Source organism: Chryseobacterium sp. TQ-BC-N36 (genome assembly GCF_058382295.1).
The window spans coordinates 3826709-3843661 of the sequence record NZ_CM178175.1; the positions used below are offsets into that span (position 1 = coordinate 3826709).

General features: G+C 37.3%; 17 protein-coding genes. 12 read left to right on the plus strand and 5 right to left on the minus strand.

The window, feature by feature from the left end:
* Positions 1–2 precede the first annotated feature (2 nt).
* From AC3FI7_RS17190 to AC3FI7_RS17210, 5 genes are all read left to right on the plus strand, one after another.
* Entirely contained in the window at positions 3–1565 is a 1563-nt protein-coding gene (locus AC3FI7_RS17190) for an SGNH/GDSL hydrolase family protein (RefSeq protein WP_343660410.1), read from the plus strand.
* Between the two features lie 85 nt (positions 1566–1650).
* Complete coding sequence (locus AC3FI7_RS17195; RefSeq protein ID WP_110009120.1) at positions 1651–2589, plus strand: ribose-phosphate pyrophosphokinase; 939 nt, start codon at positions 1651–1653, stop codon at positions 2587–2589.
* A 56-nt stretch (positions 2590–2645) separates the two neighbouring features.
* Positions 2646–3299 (plus strand): 50S ribosomal protein L25/general stress protein Ctc, encoded by a 654-nt coding sequence (locus AC3FI7_RS17200; RefSeq protein ID WP_142723417.1) that lies wholly within the window; start codon positions 2646–2648, stop codon positions 3297–3299.
* Positions 3300–3495: 196 nt separating this feature from the next.
* Positions 3496–3627 (plus strand): hypothetical protein, encoded by a 132-nt coding sequence (locus AC3FI7_RS17205; protein ID WP_491460579.1) that lies wholly within the window; start codon positions 3496–3498, stop codon positions 3625–3627.
* A gap of 114 nt (positions 3628–3741) precedes the next feature.
* A complete protein-coding gene (locus tag AC3FI7_RS17210) occupies positions 3742–4962 on the plus strand; it encodes a cysteine desulfurase (RefSeq protein WP_491460580.1) in 1221 nt (406 codons plus the stop codon).
* 54 nt (positions 4963–5016) lie between these two features.
* On the opposite strand, the gene AC3FI7_RS17215 is transcribed toward AC3FI7_RS17210, so the two are convergent.
* A complete protein-coding gene (locus AC3FI7_RS17215; RefSeq protein ID WP_291901270.1) occupies positions 5017–5139 on the minus strand; it encodes a GNAT family acetyltransferase in 123 nt (40 codons plus the stop codon).
* A 153-nt stretch (positions 5140–5292) separates the two neighbouring features.
* Between AC3FI7_RS17215 and AC3FI7_RS17220 the strand changes: the two genes are divergently transcribed.
* On the plus strand, positions 5293–6114 hold the full coding sequence (locus AC3FI7_RS17220; protein WP_491460581.1) for a T9SS type A sorting domain-containing protein: 822 nt from the start codon (positions 5293–5295) through the stop codon (positions 6112–6114).
* A gap of 63 nt (positions 6115–6177) precedes the next feature.
* Here AC3FI7_RS17220 and hemE read toward each other — a convergent pair whose 3' ends face one another.
* From hemE to hemA, 4 genes are read right to left on the minus strand one after another with little or no spacing between them, the layout of a single operon-like run.
* Entirely contained in the window at positions 6178–7209 is a 1032-nt protein-coding gene (hemE, locus tag AC3FI7_RS17225) for a uroporphyrinogen decarboxylase (RefSeq protein WP_291901275.1), read from the minus strand.
* Positions 7210–7242: 33 nt separating this feature from the next.
* Complete coding sequence (locus AC3FI7_RS17230; RefSeq protein ID WP_491460582.1) at positions 7243–7926, minus strand: uroporphyrinogen-III synthase; 684 nt, start codon at positions 7924–7926, stop codon at positions 7243–7245.
* Positions 7927–7982: 56 nt separating this feature from the next.
* Positions 7983–8891, minus strand: a complete 909-nt coding sequence (gene hemC / locus AC3FI7_RS17235) for a hydroxymethylbilane synthase (protein WP_343660400.1) — start codon at positions 8889–8891, stop codon at positions 7983–7985.
* A complete protein-coding gene (hemA, locus tag AC3FI7_RS17240; protein ID WP_142723409.1) occupies positions 8878–10152 on the minus strand; it encodes a glutamyl-tRNA reductase in 1275 nt (424 codons plus the stop codon). The genes hemC and hemA overlap by 14 nt, the downstream gene beginning before the upstream one ends.
* A gap of 388 nt (positions 10153–10540) precedes the next feature.
* Between hemA and AC3FI7_RS17245 the strand changes: the two genes are divergently transcribed.
* From AC3FI7_RS17245 to AC3FI7_RS17270, 6 genes are all read left to right on the plus strand, one after another.
* Positions 10541–11566: a rod shape-determining protein gene (locus AC3FI7_RS17245; protein ID WP_002982450.1), complete on the plus strand. Its 1026-nt coding sequence runs from the start codon at positions 10541–10543 to the stop codon at positions 11564–11566.
* 27 nt (positions 11567–11593) lie between these two features.
* A complete protein-coding gene (mreC, locus tag AC3FI7_RS17250; RefSeq protein WP_142723408.1) occupies positions 11594–12448 on the plus strand; it encodes a rod shape-determining protein MreC in 855 nt (284 codons plus the stop codon).
* Positions 12441–12947, plus strand: a complete 507-nt coding sequence (locus AC3FI7_RS17255) for a rod shape-determining protein MreD (protein WP_142723407.1) — start codon at positions 12441–12443, stop codon at positions 12945–12947. Before mreC ends, AC3FI7_RS17255 begins: the two co-directional genes overlap by 8 nt.
* Positions 12944–14989 (plus strand): peptidoglycan D,D-transpeptidase FtsI family protein, encoded by a 2046-nt coding sequence (locus tag AC3FI7_RS17260; protein ID WP_142723406.1) that lies wholly within the window; start codon positions 12944–12946, stop codon positions 14987–14989. Before AC3FI7_RS17255 ends, AC3FI7_RS17260 begins: the two co-directional genes overlap by 4 nt.
* Entirely contained in the window at positions 14986–16215 is a 1230-nt protein-coding gene (rodA, locus tag AC3FI7_RS17265) for a rod shape-determining protein RodA (protein ID WP_343660397.1), read from the plus strand. Before AC3FI7_RS17260 ends, rodA begins: the two co-directional genes overlap by 4 nt.
* Before the next feature lie 89 nt (positions 16216–16304).
* The gene (locus AC3FI7_RS17270) at positions 16305–16886 is read left to right on the plus strand and encodes a pentapeptide repeat-containing protein (protein ID WP_142723404.1); all 582 of its coding nucleotides are present in this window, start codon (positions 16305–16307) and stop codon (positions 16884–16886) included.
* Positions 16887–16953 lie beyond the last annotated feature (67 nt).

The following is a 16953-nucleotide window of genomic DNA, read 5'->3' on the forward strand; positions in this document are numbered from 1 at the left end:
CTATGAAAAAAATTATAATATCGACAATTGCAGTTTCTGCACTTCTTTTTACGGTAACAAGCTGTAATACGGATTTCGATACGGATGTGAAAGATATTCCGGTAACAAAAGGTGATGCAGACTTTTCAAAATATATCTCTTTAGGAAATTCACTTACTTCAGGATATCGTGATGGTGCATTGTACAGCAGTGGTCAGAATGAATCTTATCCAAGTATGATTGCTGCACAGATGAAACTTGCGGGTGGAGGAGATTTTAAACAGCCTTTGATGCCTAATGATATCGGTGGCTTTAATAACCTTCCCGGATTTTCAGGAAAACTGACATTACAGGTGGTTAACGGATCTTTAGCACCTGTACCAAGTGCGCCGGCGGGAGCCTTGGATAATGTAACTTCTGGGGGGCCTTATCAGAATATGGGGGTTCCGGGAGCAAAATCTTTCCATCTGGTTGCCCCTGGATATGGCAGCCAGGCGGGTCTGGCAACAGGAACGGCTAATCCTTATTTTGTAAGATTTGCTTCTTCTGCAACAACCAGTGTTCTTGCGGATGCTATGGCCCAAAAAGCTACATTCTTCTCACTTTGGATTGGGAATAATGATGTATTATCATATGCTACCAATGGAGGGACAAATTCTCAGACGGTAGCTGGAGTTACAACATATACTGCTGCTACAGTTCAGACCGGAAATACCAATCCAGCAACGTATAAATCAAATGATATTTCTGATCCGGCGGTAGTAGCCGGTTCTATAAAAGCGGTTCTTGACGGACTTAAGAGCGTTGGGACAACAAAAGGAGTGGTGGCAAATATTCCTTATGTTACATCGGTTCCTTTCTTTACAACAGTGCCATATAATCCATTGACACCTGCTGTTTTAGGAGCTAACTTAACAGCTCTTAATACCAGTCTTTATGGTCCTTTGAAGCAGGCACTTACTGCTTTTGGTGCCGGAGATAGAATTAATTTGCTTTCCACAACAGATCCTAACCCGGTATTGATTAAAGATGTTGCCCTTACAGATTTATCAGCTCAGCTTACTGCAGCTCTTACTCCTTCTTTAGGGCTACCTACTGCAACCGTTTTCGGGCAGATTTTCGGACAGGCAAGACAGGCTACAAAAGATGATTATATTCTTCTTACTACAAGTTCTTTAATCGGAACTAATGCGCCGAATGTTCCAGCTCCGGTAAATGTTTATGGAATTTCTTATCCATTGCAGAACCAGCATGTATTGACAAAAACTGAAGCCGGTTATGTGAAAACTGCAACAGATGCTTACAACGGTTCTATAAAATCACTTGCAGATTCATACGGGTTGGCATTTGTAGATGCTAACGCTAAAATGGTGGAGCTTAACGGACAGTCCGGAATTATATTTAATGGAGTAAAATACTCTGCCAAATTCGTTACAGGGGGAGCTTTCTCTTTAGACGGTGTTCACCTGACAGGACGTGGATATGGTATTGTTGCTAATGAATTTATTAAATCTATTAATGCAAAATACAGATCTACACTTCCGCAGGTAGACCCGAACAAATATTCAGGAGTTAAATTCCCTTAATAATTGATAAAATAAAAACTTAGAAACCACAGGAGTAAATCTTGTGGTTTTTTTTTAAATTTGCAAAATCTTTTAAAAAGTAAAAATGGCCGATCAGTTAAGTTATCTATTTTGTACAAGAACCAGCAGGGACTTGGCAGAGAAAATTGCCCAGAATTATGGGAAAGAATTAGGAAAAATCAACTTTCAGGAATTCAGTGACGGAGAATTTGAACCTGTTTTGGATGAATCTGTAAGAGGAGGAAGAGTTTTCCTGATTGGATCTACATTCCCTCCTGCAGACAATCTTTTGGAGCTTCTTCTAATGATTGATGCAGCAAAAAGAGCTTCTGCAAAGAGCATCACCGTGGTAATTCCTTACTTCGGACTTGCCAGACAGGACAGAAAAGACAAACCAAGAGCGCCGATCGGTGCAAAACTAGTTGCGAACCTTCTAACAGCAGCGGGAGCTACAAGAATCATGACAATGGACCTGCATGCAGATCAGATTCAGGGATTCTTCGAAATTCCGGTAGATCATCTGTATGCTTCAACTATTTTCGTAGACCACATCAGATCTTTGAACCTTGATAATCTTACCATTGCTTCTCCGGATATGGGTGGTGCAAAAAGAGCTAAAAACTATGCAGGCCACTTAGGCGCTGAAGTAGTAATTGCTTATAAGGAAAGAAAAAAAGCAAATGTTGTGGAAGAAATGTTCCTTATCGGGGATGTAACAGGTAAAAACGTAATCCTTATTGATGATATGATTGATACTGCTGGTACACTTTGCAAAGCAGCAGATATCTTAATTGAAAAAGGAGCAAAAACTGTGAGAGCTATGGCTACTCATGGAGTGCTTTCAGGTAAGGCTTACGAGAATATTGAGAACTCAAAACTTTTGGAAGTTATTGTAACTGACTCAATTCCTGTTAAAAATAATTTGTCATCTAAAATAAAAGTGCTATCTTGCGCCCCATTATTTGCGGATGTTATGACTATGGTTCATGAGCATAAATCAATTAGCAGTAAGTTTGTTATTTAATTGATTTTAAGTGGTTTGCAAATTGAAATTAAAAACAATTTTTTAAATTTTTATAAATGAAATCTATTACAATTCAAGGTACAAAAAGAGAAAGCGTGGGCAAAAAGTCTACAAAAGCTTTACGTGATGCTGAATTAGTTCCTTGTGTTGTTTATGGAGGTGAAGCACCTTTAAACTTCTCTGCTGAAGAGAAAGCTTTCAAAGGATTAGTATACACTCCTGAAGCACACACGGTATCTATTGAAGTTGACGGAAAAACAATTCCAGCTGTTCTTCAGGATATTCAGTTTCACCCAATCACTGATAAAATTCTTCACGCTGACTTCTATCAGTTATCTGATGACAAGCCGGTTATCATGGAAGTTCCGGTAAGAATTACAGGACGTTCTAAAGGTGTTGTAGCTGGTGGTGTTTTGCGTCAGTCTTTCAGAAAACTGAAAGTAAAAGCTATTCCTGCTAACCTACCTGACGAAATCGTTGTAGATGTTACTCCATTAAGAATTGGTAACAAACTTTACATCGGTGGTATCAAAACAGAAGGATATTCTTTCATGCACCCTGACAACGCAGTAGTAGTTGCTGTTAAGATGTCTAGAAATGCAATGAAAGGAGGTGCAGCAGCAATGGATGATGAAGATGAAGAGGAAGCAGAAGAAGTTGCAACTCAGTCTCCTGACGTTCCAACAACAGAAGAAAAATCTGCAGAATAAGAATTGCTTATTTAATACACAACATAAAATCTATCAATTTATTGGTAGATTTTTTTTTGTAAAAAATTATTTCAGTGCGATTTAAAAACAGTGTATTAAAATGAAAAAAACGGATATAAATAATAGTAAAAAAGATTTTAATGATCCAGGTTATTAGAAATTCGGGCTGTTTTACTATAATAAAGAAGATAAAAGATTGTTTCCTCCAAAACAAACAAAATTTTTAGGATGGACGATTAATTTTGCAAATCCTTATTCAATTATTGCAGGGTTAGGCATAGTCATTATCATCATTATATTGGGAACCTGTTTTGATGAAAAATTATAAATTTAAAAATAATCGACTCTTTTTGATTGTATTTTAAATTAATAATTTAAATGATTTTATGTAAATTTGAAGAGTTCTAAATAAGAACGTCTTAATTTTATAAAAAATAAATAAATGTTTGACATTCAGGAAATAAGAAGCCAGTTTTCTATATTGGATAGAGAAGTGAATGGTAAGCCACTGGTTTATCTGGACAATGCAGCTACATCTCAAAAGCCAAATTCGGTTTTGGAAGTTTGTCACGCATATTATACCGAAATTAATGCCAATGTTCATAGGGGAATTCATACGCTAAGTCAGCTGGCTACTGAAGAAATGGAGCTTTCAAGAAGAAAGATCCAGAAATTCATCAATGCTGAACATGATTTTGAAGTTATCTTTACAAAAGGTACAACAGAAGGGCTGAACCTTATCGCTTATATTTTAACGCAGAAACTGAAGAAAGATGATGAGATTATTATTTCATATCTTGAACACCATTCTAATATTGTTCCATGGCAGATGCTTTGCGAAAGAACGGGAGCAAAGCTTCGCGTGATTCCTATTGATGAAAACGGAATCCTTCAGATGGATTATTTTGATCAGTTTTTAAGTGAAAAAACAAAAGTTGTTTCTGTAAACCAGGTTTCCAATGCGTTGGGAATTGTCAATCCTGTTGAGGAGATCATTGCAAAAACAAGAAAGAATACTGATGCTTATATTGTTATTGACGGAGCTCAGTCCGCTCCACATTTCAATATTGATGTTCAGAAGCTGGATTGTGATTTCTTTGTGTTTTCAGGTCATAAAATGTATGCTCCAATGGGAACAGGTATTTTATATGGAAAACAAGAAGTATTAGAAGCTTTGCCGCCATTTCATGGAGGAGGAGAAATGATTGCAACCTGTTCTTTTGAAGAAACAACTTATGCAGGTCTTCCGTTTAAATATGAGGCAGGAACCCCTAATGTAGGAGGAAATATTGCATTAGGTGCAGCTGTTGATTTTATGAACAGAATAGGTCATTCTCACATTCAGAATCATGAGAATGCTTTATTGGAATATGCTCAGAGACAGCTTTTGGAAATAGAAGGTATTAAAATCTATGGTGAAAAAGCGAAAAGAACCGGAGTGGTTTCCTTTAATCTGGAAGGAGTGGGGATTGCCTCCGATGTAGGGATGATCCTTGATAAAATGGGTGTTGCTGTAAGAACAGGACATCATTGTACACAGCCTATCATGAACTTCTTTAATATTGCAGGAACGGTAAGGGCAAGTTTTGCGGTTTACAATACTTTTGAAGAAATTGATATTTTGGTAGAGGGAGTTAAAAAAGCTCAGAGAATGTTGAGTTAATTAATAACGATACTGATATAAATAGAAAAGCAGCCGGTTGGGCTGCTTTTTTTATTAGTCCGGAACGCATGAACAGCGCCCGTCAATAATTACCTGATGGTATCCTTCAGCACATTCAAGGCAGATATCTCCTCCTGCCATAATTTTTTTCATTTTTTGTTTGTTTAGTTTTTTCATGCGATGTGATTTAAAGGTTAGACATAAAGGTATAAATAATAGATAAAAATTCTGTTTCTTTTTACAATGAATAGTAATGTATTGATTTTGTGTATGATTATGTTTTGTAAGGTATAATTTGTTAATTTTATATAAACATCAAATATTTTTATTATGAAAAAACTATTTATTTTATTTTTATCCACCTGGGGAATATGTGATGCACAGGTTTTCTCTGAAAGTTTCAATAGTAATTCTTTACCAGCCGGATGGACGGTAGAAAATCCGGATACATCTTATAACTGGGATGTGGGTACTCAGAATGGCTTTGCCAGCTTTCCTGATGGTGCAGCTTTTTTTGACGATGATGATGCTGGCCCAACTGCAATTAACGCAAATGCAAGATTGGTTTCTCCGGTGATTAACCTTAACGGAGTTGCAAATCCAAAACTTTCGTTTAATTATGCCAATATGATTTATGATCTGGACTCTACTTTAAAAGTTGAAGTTTTTAACGGAACTTCGTGGGTTCAGGTTTTTACCTTTTCAGGCGATGCAGGTGTCTGGGATCTTGATTTTAATACCTTTTCATATGTGGTAACAGCTTACGATACAGCGGCCAATATAGATTTGACTCCATACGCTAATGCTGCTTTTAAGCTTAGATTTGTTTATGACGACGCAGGGGATTATTCCTACGGCGTTGTAGTAGATAATGTAATGATCACAAGTGGAGCTTTGGCAACGGGGGAAGTTTCATATGCTGATCATATAAATATATATCCAAATCCGGTAAGGGATAATATTCATATTAAAATGGCTGCCCAAAATAAGGTTAAAATGATCAATGTTATGGATATGTCTGGAAAACGCATAAAAACGTTTGATAAGGAATCTGATTCGTATGACGTGTCAGATATTCCTAAGGGAACTTATATTGTTGTGATTACGGATAATAAGAATGAAGTTCTGAAGAAGAAAATTATCAAAAAATAGGCTTACAATATAAAACCTTATAGAATGCTCTATAAGGTTTTATCTATTTTAAAAGAAGTAATCTTATAAATTGGGTTTCCAGTCAACAACTGCTCTGATAAATGCCTCAGCATTTTCTACCGGTACATTAGGTAAGATGCCATGTCCAAGGTTGGCAATATATCTGTCTTTTCCAAAGCGGTTGATCATCTCGTTGACCATTTTCTTAATGGTTTCAGGTGTTGAATGAAGTCTTGCAGGGTCAAAGTTCCCCTGTAACGTCATTGTATGGTTGGTCAGTGTTCTTGCGAATTCCGGTTTAATGGTCCAGTCCACACCAAGAGCAGAAGCCTTTGACATCGTCATGTCTTCCAGAGCAAACCAGCATCCTTTTCCAAATACTACCACATGGGTAAGCGGACTTAATGCTTCAACGATCTGATTGATGTACTGCCATGAGAACTCCTGATAATCTGTAGGAGAAAGCATTCCACCCCATGAATCGAAAATCTGTACAGCAGAAACTCCTTTTTCTACTTTTCTCTTTAAATAAGCAATGGTAGTATCTGTAATCTTTTGCAATAAAAGGTGAGCTGCTTCAGGCTGCTGGAAACAGAAAGATTTTGCAATATCAAATGCTTTGCTTCCTTTTCCTTCCACGCAATAACAAAGAATGGTCCATGGTGAACCGGCAAAACCGATCAGTGGAATCTGATTGTCCAATTTCTGAAGTGTAAGTTCAATAGCATCAAAAACGTAACCTAAGGTATCATTCACATCCGGAGTTTCAATGTTCTGAACCTGTTCCATTGTTCTGATAGGAGTATCTAACCAAGGACCAACAGATTCTTTCATTTTGAAATCAATACCCATTGCCTGTGGAACTACCAGAATATCGGAAAACAGAATTGCTGCATCCAAAGGAAATCTGCGGATAGGCTGTAAAGTGATCTCAGCCGCAAGCTCAGGAGTCTGGCATCTGGTAAAGAAATCATATTGGTCTCTTAAAGCAATGAATTCCGGCAGATATCTTCCAGCCTGCCTCATCATCCAGACAGGAGGTCTTTCAACGGTTTCTCCGCGAAGTGCTTTTAAATATAGGTCGTTTTTTATCATAATCTTTTAACTAATAATTACCGCAAAAAAAATCTAAATTCTACTTCGTATTTCTTTTCTGATCAATTCAAAAACTGATATCAGAGTATTGCCTTCAGAAGTATAGATTCTGTCTTGCGTATAATTTCTCAACTCTACGGAAGTAGTTTCCCCTATTGAAAATAACGTTAAGCCTTCCAGAGAATTTCGCTTTGCAAAACTACGAACTCCGCTCGGACTAAAAAATACCGCAGCATGATATTTTTCAGTTATTATAGGATTCAGTTCCTGAGTATTGTAAACCGTAACTTTTTTGTATTTAATATTTTGCAGTGGAAGATCCTTGTCCAGAACGTTGATGGCAAGATTGCCGCAGAAATGAAGAAACTGTTCATGCTGGCATTTTCCAATAATAAACCTGGAAAGTGTCTCAGCATTTTTCAGTACTTTAAATGTACCAAAGCCATGTTTTCTTAACTCTCTTTTTGTCTTTTCGCCTACACAATAGATCTTATTGTAGTTTTTTGCAGTAAAATCCTCATTGGGCTTAAAACCATTTTTAAAAAAAGACATCACTCCGTTGACACTGGTGAAAATCAGAGAATAGTTTTTCAGATCGAAAGGGGTGACCATTATAGGATTGGTCTTAATTACCTCAACACAGTCTACTGAAATATCCTCTCCTAATTCTTTGGATATAATAGATGGGTCTATATTTTTGGTAAATAAGATTTTCATGTCTGTAAAATTAAGAAGATGAAAAAGAACAGTTGAAGAATGTACAATCTGAAATATCAGATCTGGCTTTTGATTTCTGCCATTAATTCTTTTCCTCCGTTTTCAAGAACTGCTTTTGCAAATTTTTCTCCGAAATTTTCTGCTGGAGTATAGACAAAGTTCTCATCCACAGCAATACAGTTTTTTCCATCCAAAGAGCAAAGTGCAGCTTTGAATCGGATCTGATCGCCAATGATTTCTGCAAAAGCTCCGATAGGTGCAGTACAGCCTCCTTCTAAAGTGCTCAGGAAGTTTCTTTCAATTTCTACACACACCTGGGTCTGCTTATGATTGATCTGACGTACAATTTCGTTGATCTCAGGTTTATCAGTATGTCCGGCTACGGAAATTACCCCTTGTGATGGAGCAGAAATCATTAATGGAAGCATTTCATAATCAATTTCCATTTTCATTCTTTTGATTCCGGCCAAAGACAGTATCGTTGCATCGAAATCTCCGTCTTCCAGTTTTTGAAGTCTGGTCTGAATGTTTCCACGGATATCTGAAAACTCAGCAGTAGGATAATTTCTCAGCCAGAAAGCCCTTCTTCTCAAACTGCTGGTTGCCAGTTTAAGTTCATGAAACTCTTTATTTCTTGAAGATTCTTTTCTGATCAGGATATCCTGCGGATAATCTCTTTCCAGATAAGCGATCATTTCAATATGCTGAGGCAATTGCGTAGGAACATCTTTTAAAGAATGTACGGCAATATCAATTTCGTCATTCAATAGGGCAATATCAAGATCTCTTGTGAAAACCCCGGTAATTCCTAAAGAATATAAAGGCTGATTAAGATTCTTATCGCCAGAAGAAACGATAGGAACAATCTCCGTTAAATAATTGTTGTTCTGAAGGTGCCTCGCAACCTCTCTAGCCTGCCAAAGTGCAAGTGCGGAATTTCTCGTTCCGATTCTAATGCTTTTCATTGAATTCGTTGTTTGGTTGTTCAACTAATATTTCGTGCATTAATTTACTAATTTCTTCGGCTTTTAAAGGATTATCAATGATATATTTTGCAAAACGGTTGGTGATTTTCTGAATCATTTTGTCAGAAAGTTCCATGTCCGTGATGTTGATGTATTTGTTTTTTTTGTAAAAATTATGCATTTCATTACGTTCCATATTTTTTAAAACCGCTTTGAAATGATGGATATTGGGAGCCAGCTTTCTCTTTTTTTCCCATTCGATAAAATCTTTCATCAGTTCCTTGATGATTTTTTCAGCTTTCGGAATTTCTTTTTCGCGCTGTTGAATCGTTTCCTGGATCTGTTTTGAAAGTTCATCTACATCAATCAGTGTTACATTTTTATTTTCGGTAACATTTTTTTCAACATTATGCGGAATGGAAAGGTCAATTACCAGTGTTTCTTTGCCATTCGGGAAATGTGACTGGTTGACAATAGGATGCTTGGCGCCTGTTGCAACAATCAGAATATCAGTGTTTCTAAGTTCCTGGTCAAAATCAGAATAATCAACGTGAGGAATATTATACTTTTGGGAAATCTTTTCAGCTTTCTCCTGAGTTCTGTTGGCAATTTTAATTTTTGGCTGATAAACATGCTTTACCAGATTTTCAACCGTATTCTGCCCGATTTCACCCACTCCCAAAAGAAGAATGTTTTTTTCTGCAATTCTTTTCTGGCTGTTTAAAATATAATGAACCGCTGCATAAGAAACAGATGCTGCTCCATTGGAAATGCCGGTTTCGTTTTTTATTCTTTTTGAAATCTGAATAGCAGCATTGATGGCTCTTTCCAGATAAGGATTAGAGTTTTGTCTCTCTTTTTTGAAACGGCTGTATGCTTTTTTGATCTGCCCGATGATTTCAAAATCCCCGATAATCTGACTCTCAAGTCCGGCTGCTACCCTGAAAAGATGAATCAGCGCTTCCTCTTTGGTAAGGATATTGGCAAACTGAAGAAAATCCGTAAGGTGTACTCCAATGGTTTTGCAATACTCTTCAGCTACCAAAAGATAATTGGGCGAAGTGGTGTAGATTTCGGTCCTGTTACAGGTGGAAACCACAAATGCATCTCCAAGATCTTCCTGATGGACTCTGGAAACAAAGTTTTTGATGTTTTCATCAAAGAATGCAAACTTTCCTCTCGTTTCTACATCGGCTTTCTCGTAGCTTATGGAAAGCACGGCAAAATTCGATGTTTGATGGATGTTGGAATACTGTAACATAAGCAGTCGCAAATTTACGATTTTTTTAATTAATCATTCTCTGATAGTGTATATGATAATTATCGTAAAAAACTATAAAAGCGAATGCCGCAAAAGGAAAAACTGTAAAACAGCAAATTGCATATTGTATAAAAAGTTTTTACTGTTTTCAAGTTTTATTTTGTCTTCATTGTTGTGCTTCTTAGTCTTTTACCCTTTTGCTATTTCGCTTTTTAACCCTTTTAACACTCCATTAATTTTAGTTGAAATCAAAGTCTGTAAATATCTAGACTGAAAGTTAATAAAGAATTATAAATTTTAATAAAATTTTAACCAAATTAAGTTGGTGGGAAATTTCTTTAGTAGTGTTAAATTTATATCTTTGTAAACTTAAAATCAGAAGAAAAATATGAGTTTATTTGATATGTTTACGCAAGAAATTGCGATAGACCTTGGAACTGCTAATACCCTAATCATCCATAATAATAAAATTGTTATAGATCAACCTTCAATTGTTGCAATTGAACGTTCATCGGGTAAGCCGATTGCCGTAGGAGAGCAGGCCAAGCATATGCAGGGTAAAACTCACGAGGATATCAAGACCATCCGTCCTTTGAAAGACGGGGTTATTGCTGATTTCCATGCTTCTGAGCACATGATCAAGGAATTTATTAAAAAAATTCCCGGAATCAAAGGTAAATTCATTCAGCCGGCATTACGAATTGTAATCTGTATCCCTTCTGGTATTACTGAAGTTGAAAAAAGAGCGGTAAGAGACTCTGCTCAGAAAGTAAACGCGAAAGAAGTAAGATTGATCTATGAACCAATGGCAGCTGCTATCGGGGTAGGAATTGACGTACAAAAACCTGAAGGAAATATGATCATCGATATAGGTGGAGGTACTACTGAGATTGCTGTGGTAGCTCTGGGAGGTATCGTATGCGATAAATCTGTAAAGATTGCCGGAGACGTGTTTACCAATGATATTGCTTATTACTTAAGAACTCACCATAACCTTTATATCGGAGAAAGAACAGCAGAAAGAATCAAGATTGAAGTAGGTTCTGCTGTAGAGGATCTTGACGTAGATATCGAGGACATCCCGGTACAAGGTAGAGACCTTATCACGGGTAAGCCTAAAGAAATTATGGTTGGATACAAAGAGATTGCACGTGCATTAGACAAATCGATCATCAGAATCGAAGATGCTGTAATGGAAACCCTTTCTCTTACGCCACCGGAATTAGCTGCTGATATTTACAAAACAGGTATTTATCTTGCCGGAGGAGGTGCTTTATTAAGAGGTCTTGCGGACAGAATTCACAAAAAAACAGGTCTTCCGGTATTCGTTGCTGAAGATCCGTTGAGAGCTGTAGTTCGCGGAACAGGTATTGCACTTAAGAATATGGATAAGTTCAATTTCTTAATTAAATAATTTTAACTTTTACGACTGTATATCTGAATGGGATTTTTGCTGAGATTATTTTCGAAGAATACTCTTTTCGTCTTCTTTATATTCCTGCAAATTATTGCTCTGGTTTTGATATTCTCCAGAAATGCCATGCAGAGATCCTGGATTGCAGGCCAAACGGCTGCATTCAATTCCTGGGTGTCCGGATATATTGATGAAGGAGTTTCCTATCTGAAGCTAAAACAGATCAATGAGGATCTTGTGGCTCAGAATAAAGCCCTTATGACTGATCTCTATGGAAAAGACGGGACTAAGAATCCTGTCTTCAAAAGAGTTCATGATACCATTGGTGGTGGGCAGATCTATACTTTTGTTGATGGAGAGATTGTCTTCAACAGCATCAACAGAAGAAACAACTATTTTACAATCAACCGTGGCCGCAGAGACGGAGTCTTTCCTCAGATGGGAGTCATGGCGCCGAGAGGTATTGCGGGAATTGTAATCAATTCTACAGACAGTTATGCATTAGTTCAGTCCGTATTGAGTGTCAATAAGATCAGAATTAATGCGGCACTAAAAAATTCAGGGTATTTTGGTACTTTAACATGGAACGGGGATAACTCAAGGGTGATGCACCTGGCAGATATTCCGAAATATGTTGCATTAAAAATAGGGGATACGGTAGTGACAGATGGTAAGTCTGCTATTTTCCCTAAAGGAGTGACCATTGGTACCATTGCAGGTTACTCTGTAGATAACAAAACCGGCTTCTGGGATATTTCCGTTGAGCTGAGTGAAAAAATGGGAGCGTTGAATAAAGTGTATGTAGTGAAGAATCTTAAGAAAGCAGAAGTACAGAAGATTCAGGACACTATGCAGGCTGTAATAAAAAAAGAAAATGATTAGCAGAACTTTATTTACCGATATATTGATCATGATCTTTCTTGTTGCATTACAGATTTTTGTACTGAACAGGATTACACTTTTCGGGAAATATACTCCGGTATTATATCCTGTGTTTGTCATGTTCTATCCATTTTTCAGAAATAAATTTCAGTTCCTGGCATTGAGCTTTTTAATAGGATTATCTGTTGATGGTTTTCTTTATTCGTGGGGAATCAATGCATTTGCAACAACTTTAATTGCTTATTTCAGAACGTTGATCTTCAGGACGTCCACAGATACATCTACAGACTTTTTCTCTTTTCAGTCCCTTCAGTGGGCACAGTTTTTACTGTTTTTATTTTCAAGTATTTTTCTGCATCAGCTTTTAGTTCAATATATTGAATTCTTTAAGTTCAGCAGATTTTTTGAAATATTATTTAATGTGTTGGTAACAAGTGTAATTTCATTTATCTTTATAGTCATCTACGCATTAATATTTAAAATCAAACAAAAAGTTTGAACACACGTTATTTAAAAATTTTTTCCATTCTCGTTACCATCGCCCTTATTTTTGTGGCGAGGCTTGCCTATTTGCAGCTGTTCACAGACCGTTATGCCTTGAATGCTGCCAATACTTCCATTAAGACAGAGTATATCATTCCTCAGCGTGGGGTGATTTTTGACAGAAACGGTAAAATCATGGTAGGTAACCAGCCTGCCTATGAAATTTCGTTTACCCAGGCTTTGATGAAGCCTGACTTTGATACCCTTGCTTTTTGCAGCTTAATGAAAATTACAAAACAGGATTTTATCAATAGAATCAATGTTATCAAAAAAGAGAAGTATTATTCTAAGCTGACCCCGATGACTTTTATCAAAGATCTCAGCAGGGAGGATATTGCAAGGGTACAGGAGATTATTTTTAAGTATCCCGCATTCAACATTGTATCAAGACCTCAGCGTCAGTATGAAGTTTCCACATCCGGAAATCTTTTGGGATATACCAGTGAGGTGAACGAAAGAGATATTAAAAAAGATTCTACTTATTATTTACCTGGTGATTTCATCGGAAAAACAGGTGTTGAAAAATCTTACGAAAAAGAACTTCGCGGAATAAAAGGAGTAAAATATATCCAGAAAGATATCAGGCTCCGAAATATTGGTTCCTATAAGAATGGCGCCTTGGATAAGGATGTTATTACAGGTAAAGATATTACATTAACGATTGATTACGATCTTCAGAGAACCGCTGAAGAAATGCTTGTCAACAAACACGGAGCAATTGTAGCTTTGGATCCGAATAACGGAGAAGTATTGGTTTCTGCCACCGGGCCGGATATTGATCCGCACCTTTTCACCGGACCCAATAAATCTAAAAATTTATATGCCCTGTCAAAAGATACGCTTTACGAAAATAAACCCACTTTTGACCGTGCATTACAGGCAGGATATCCTCCTGGATCAACTTTTAAACTGTTGACTGCCTTAGCGGCAATGCAGATGGGAGTAATGGATGAAAAGACTATTTTCCCCTGTGGAGGAGGTTTTTTCTATAAAGGTAAAAGAATTAAAGGCCATGGTGGAGCAGATCCGTTGATTCCTTCTATTCAGGTTTCAAGTAACTGCTTCTTTACCTATGCTTTTATTGCGATTATCAAAAAATACCCTGGAAACCCTTCAAAAGGTGTTGATGAATGGAAAAAGATCATGAGCAGTTTTGGAGTCGGAGAGTTTTTGAATAATGATTTTGCTGTTGGAGCAAGGGGAAGAATCCCATCAGGAGATTTTTACGAAAGAAGATTTAAAGCCATCATGAAAGCAAGCGGTTCTCAGAGAACCGATTTCAAAAACTGGGATGAGATGTCAACCGGTGCTATTTATAATGGAATGGGACAGGGAGATGTATTGGTAACTCCTATTCAGTTGGCCAATTATGTAGCAGCTATTGCTAACCGAGGATGGTATTACACTCCTCATATCGTAAAAGCAATTGATGGAAAGCCTAATCCTGATCCAAGATTCAAAGTAAAACATAAAACCTTGGTTGACCCTAAACATTTTGAACCTGTTCTGAAAGGAATGGAGGCTGTGGTTTTGAGAGGTACGGCCCGGGGGTTGAAATCCAATGACTTTACACAGTTGGCTAAAACTGGTACTGCACAGGTGCCGCAAGGAAAAGATAACTCAATTTTTGTACTGATTGCTCCTGCAGAAAAACCTAAAATTGTTGTAGTGGCAGTGATGGAACACGCAGGGTTTGGTGCTACCTGGGCAGGCCCGGCCTGTACAGTGATTGCTGAAAAATATATTACCGGTGATTTGAAAAGAGAAAATCTTTATAAAAAAATGATCACCTCCAGTTTCATGCCTGAATATAAAAGGCAATGGATTGCAGATTTGAAACGTAAAGGACTGTATGTAGATCCTAAACCTGATTCCATTAAACAAAAAAGGATTAAGGATAGCCTGGAGCTGGTAAAACAACAAAAGGCAAAACTGCAAAAGAAAATAGACGAGGAAGCTAAAAAGAATAATACTGCAAAAAAAACGGTGAAGCCATGAAATGGACAGAAGGAATAGATAAACTGGGTCTTGGGCTGTATTTCCTGCTTTGCATTTTTGCGATTGCAAATATCTACAGTGTTGACCAGAAACTGGGAGAGAAACAGTTGGTTTTCTTCTGTATTTCTTTATTTGTAGGTCTTGTTATATTTGTAGGGAGAAGTAAGTTCTTTGAAAATATGGCGGGGATTATTTATATCGGGGGTGTTTTGCTGCTGGTAGGTCTTTTCCCCTTTGGAAAAGAAATCCTCGGACAAAAGAACTGGTATAAGTTTGGTAGTTTTACCATGCAGCCTGTTGAGTTTGCCAAAATCGGAACAGCGTTAATGGTGGCTAATTATGTTTCAAGTCCGGATTTTAATCTTAAAAATAAAAAGTCTCTGTGGACGGCCCTTGCAATTATAGGAATTCCTGCAGCGGTTGTTCTCGCTATTCCGGATGTAGGTTCCATGCTTGTATTTATCGCATTCTTTATTGCTTTATACAGAGAGGGACTAAGCGGACTTTTGTTTGGGATAGGATTTATTTTTGCAGGCGTTTTTCTGATTTCATTGGCTATCCCTCCGGTTTACGTAGCGGTAGCGGTTTTAGTCATTGCCGGTATTCTGATTGCTATGAATTATCATAGAATGTCCTGGGATGTGATTTCTATTTCAGGAATCGCCGGATCTGTTCTTTTGCTATGCGGATTAGCTTTCGGGTCTCCTTATATTTTAGAAAAGCTGCCTAAACACCAGAGAGAAAGAATTGAGGTTCTTTACAAGGGTGAGAAGGCGTTCAGAGATACTTCTGGATATAACCTGCTATATTCTAAAACAGCCATCGGATCAGGAGGGCTTTGGGGAAAAGGATACCGTGAGGGATCAGTTACCCAGGGTAAATTCGTGCCGGAACAGGAAACGGATTATATTTTCTGCACAGTAGGAGAAGAGTGGGGCTTTTTAGGAAGTGCGACTCTTATCTTATGCTATATGGTTTATATCGGGAGGATATATTATCTGGCAGAGAAGCAGAAGTCCACATTTAACCGGGTATTCGGCTATTGCTTTGCCTCGATCCTGCTGATGCACTTTTCGATCAATTTAGGGATGGTTATGGGGCTTTTCCCTACGGTTGGAATCCCGCTTCCGTATTTCAGTTATGGTGGAAGTTCTTTACTGGCTTTCTCGATGATGACTTTTATCTTCTTTAAGCTTAATTATTCGGATAAGAATAGTTTGGTGTAAAAGAGGGAGGTTGGAAGCTGGATGATGGAAGTTTATCATTGTTCTGCTGATCATTCGTTTTCTAAATCGACTTCATCAACACATTTTTTATGAAACAATTCTATTTCTCAGACGAAAATTTCGAGAACAAAGATTTTGCACAGCATTCTTTAGAAAAAAGTGAATACGAAAACTGTACGTTCAGTAACTGTAATTTTGAGTATGCAGACCTGTCTGGCTTTAGCTTTACAGATTGTGAATTTATTGGCTGTAACCTCAGCATGGCAAAAATTGTAAAAACTGCTTTTCGTGAGGTGATTTTCAGAGAATGTAAAATGTTCGGGCTTCAGTTCAGTGACTGTAATGCGTTTGGATTATCCTTCAGATTTGAAGGAAGTGCTTTAAATAATTCCGTTTTCTACCAGACATCCATTAAGAAAACGGTTTTCAAAGATTCTAAATTAATTGAAGTGGATTTCACTGAATGTGATGTATCAAGTGCTGTCTTCAGTAACTGTGATCTGTCGGGTGCTGTTTTCGAGGGTACAAACCTTGAAAAAACAGATTTCAGGACTTCTGTTAACTATTCAATAGATCCGGCTTTAAACAGGCTTAAAAAAGCTAAATTTTCGCTTTCCGAAATCTATGGACTCTTGTATAAACTGGATATTGAAATTGATAAGAACAGTTGAGAACTAATGGCTATTCGGTGCGTTGATATACAAATATAATATTGAATCAATAGGAGCGGAGTTTTCA

Excerpts from the sequence above, each read along its gene's own strand:
- AC3FI7_RS17190 (WP_343660410.1), top strand. The coding sequence starts at position 3 with ATGAAAAAAATTATAATATCGACAATTGCAGTTTCTGCACTTCTTTTT.
- AC3FI7_RS17195 (WP_110009120.1), top strand. The coding sequence starts at position 1,651 with ATGGCCGATCAGTTAAGTTATCTATTTTGTACAAGAACCAGCAGGGAC.
- AC3FI7_RS17200 (WP_142723417.1), top strand. The coding sequence starts at position 2,646 with ATGAAATCTATTACAATTCAAGGTACAAAAAGAGAAAGCGTGGGCAAA.
- AC3FI7_RS17210 (WP_491460580.1), top strand. The coding sequence starts at position 3,742 with ATGTTTGACATTCAGGAAATAAGAAGCCAGTTTTCTATATTGGATAGA.
- AC3FI7_RS17215 (WP_291901270.1), bottom strand. The coding sequence starts at position 5,139 with ATGAAAAAACTAAACAAACAAAAAATGAAAAAAATTATGGCAGGAGGA.
- AC3FI7_RS17220 (WP_491460581.1), top strand. The coding sequence starts at position 5,293 with ATGAAAAAACTATTTATTTTATTTTTATCCACCTGGGGAATATGTGAT.
- hemE (WP_291901275.1), bottom strand. The coding sequence starts at position 7,209 with ATGATAAAAAACGACCTATATTTAAAAGCACTTCGCGGAGAAACCGTT.
- AC3FI7_RS17230 (WP_491460582.1), bottom strand. The coding sequence starts at position 7,926 with ATGAAAATCTTATTTACCAAAAATATAGACCCATCTATTATATCCAAA.
- hemC (WP_343660400.1), bottom strand. The coding sequence starts at position 8,891 with ATGAAAAGCATTAGAATCGGAACGAGAAATTCCGCACTTGCACTTTGG.
- hemA (WP_142723409.1), bottom strand. The coding sequence starts at position 10,152 with ATGTTACAGTATTCCAACATCCATCAAACATCGAATTTTGCCGTGCTT.
- AC3FI7_RS17245 (WP_002982450.1), top strand. The coding sequence starts at position 10,541 with ATGAGTTTATTTGATATGTTTACGCAAGAAATTGCGATAGACCTTGGA.
- mreC (WP_142723408.1), top strand. The coding sequence starts at position 11,594 with ATGGGATTTTTGCTGAGATTATTTTCGAAGAATACTCTTTTCGTCTTC.
- AC3FI7_RS17255 (WP_142723407.1), top strand. The coding sequence starts at position 12,441 with ATGATTAGCAGAACTTTATTTACCGATATATTGATCATGATCTTTCTT.
- rodA (WP_343660397.1), top strand. The coding sequence starts at position 14,986 with ATGAAATGGACAGAAGGAATAGATAAACTGGGTCTTGGGCTGTATTTC.
- AC3FI7_RS17270 (WP_142723404.1), top strand. The coding sequence starts at position 16,305 with ATGAAACAATTCTATTTCTCAGACGAAAATTTCGAGAACAAAGATTTT.